At 57.9% G+C, this 1,853-nt stretch carries 2 protein-coding genes; one reads left to right on the top strand and one right to left on the bottom strand.

Annotation, left to right across the window (positions count from 1 at the left end; all coding sequences use genetic code 11):
* Positions 1-1,260 (top strand): aldehyde dehydrogenase family protein (locus ACOSYY_RS13945; RefSeq protein ID WP_421663124.1); only part of this gene is annotated, 1,260 nt, incomplete at its 5' end.
* On the opposite strand, the gene ACOSYY_RS13940 is transcribed toward ACOSYY_RS13945, so the two are convergent.
* A partial coding sequence (locus ACOSYY_RS13940) for a TapB family protein (protein WP_421663123.1) occupies positions 1,254-1,853 on the bottom strand: 600 nt, incomplete at its 5' end. The genes ACOSYY_RS13945 and ACOSYY_RS13940 overlap by 7 nt on opposite strands.

Here is a 1,853-nt window from a genome sequence, read left to right as displayed (position 1 = left end):
GTCGCGTCGGAACTATCTCGCCGCCGGTACGAACTGGCAGCGTGGGAGATCTTTGAAGTCGGCAAGACCTGGCGGGAGGCCGACGCCGATGTGGCGGAAGCGATCGACTTTCTCCGCTACTATGCCGATGAGATGGATCGTCTGGCCCAACCGATGCGGTTGGGGAACCGTCCTGGAGAACTCAACCAGCGTTCATATGAACCGCGCGGCGTAACGGCAGTCATCGCGCCATGGAACTTTCCGCTTGCCATCCCGACCGGAATGATTTCAGCGGCGCTCGTGACCGGCAATCCGGTCCTGTTCAAACCGTCGGAACGCTCGCCTGGTTTAGGAACACTGCTCACGGACATCTTCATTGAGGCCGGTGTACCGGCCGGTTGTTTGTCCTGCCTACCGGGTGGACCGGGGGTCGGCCAAGCGCTCGTCGCGCATCCCCATGTCATCACGGTCGCGTTTACCGGGTCGAAGGCCGTGGGGCTCCACATACTGGCCGAAGCATCGCGCGTGGACCCAGGACAACCTATGGTCAAGCGGGTGATTGCCGAGATGGGTGGGAAGAATGCCATCATTGTCGATGAGACGGCCGACCTCGACGAAGCGATCGCCGGTGTCGTCGCCTCGTTTGCCGGCTACGCGGGGCAGAAGTGCTCGGCTTGCTCACGAGTCATCGTACATCGCACGGTCTACGACTCCTTCGTGTCCCGCCTACGTGAGGCAGTGCTGAGCTTGGAGGTCGGAAATCCGTTGGAGCCAGGCACCCAAGTGGGACCGGTGATCGATGCCCGCGCCCAAGCGAGCATCCAACGCTACATTGCACTCGGTCTCGAAGAGGGCCGGCTCCTCGCGAAACAATCCGCGGATCCGAGCGGGTATTTCGTCGAACCGACGGTGTTCACCGCTATCCAACCCCATCACCGTCTTGCGCGGGAGGAAATCTTTGGGCCGATATTGGCCGTCATGAAAGCGGACAATTTTGCCGATGCGGTCCGCTTGGCAAACGGAACCGAGTATGCCTTGACCGGAGGGGTCTATTCCAGAAGTCCCGCCAATCTTGCGATGGCCCGTGAGCAGTTCGACGTAGGAAACCTGTACTTGAACCGACCGATCACCGGCGCTCTTGTCTCGCGCCAACCCTTCGGTGGGCATCGCTTCTCAGGGGTAGGGGCGAAAACGGGAGGGGAAGATTATCTGACCCAATTCATGATCGCCAGAGTCATCAGCGAGAACACACTTCGTCGGGGATTCGAATCGACTCAATGAGGCTTGGCCGCTTTGATGTCGTAGTCTTCCAGTTCTTCCGTAATTTCCGTGATCACGCCGCGGTCCTCCTTGATGGCGGATAATTCCTGCCGCTCCGAATACTTCACGAGACCAACTCCTTTGGCGAACCAAGCCGTCATCACATCGATTCCAGAGACGGTGCGACGGGCTCCGGACAAGTGGATCTTCATGTTCATCCGCGCTTCAATTTTGACGGCATCCTGAAATGTACCGGCTGGGACGGTAATGGTTTCTCGACCGATCACCTTACTCCAGCCCTGGGCATCGACCTTCTCGTCAGTCTGATCACGATCCATATCGCTGCCGAAATCGACCCCCATTCGATCAAATTGCTGGAAGGATGACGGGATTCTCAGCGGAAACCTGAAAATCTGGTAGGGCGTAATCTGTTTCTCCAATGGTGTCCCGGGGTCCGACCCATAATACACAATGCCGACCGCGTCGCGTCGATAAAAACTATCGGACGGTCCATGGTCTCCCGGGTTCGTATCGTGAAATACTGTTACCGTGACACCTTTGATCACCTTGGTTCCCGAGACCGTCGACACATTCGTGAAAAACTTCAGTTCCAC

Source organism: Nitrospira sp. BLG_2, assembly GCF_049222245.1.
The sequence above is the reverse complement of the archived record's forward strand: the minus strand, read 5'-3'. Positions and strand labels throughout refer to the sequence as shown.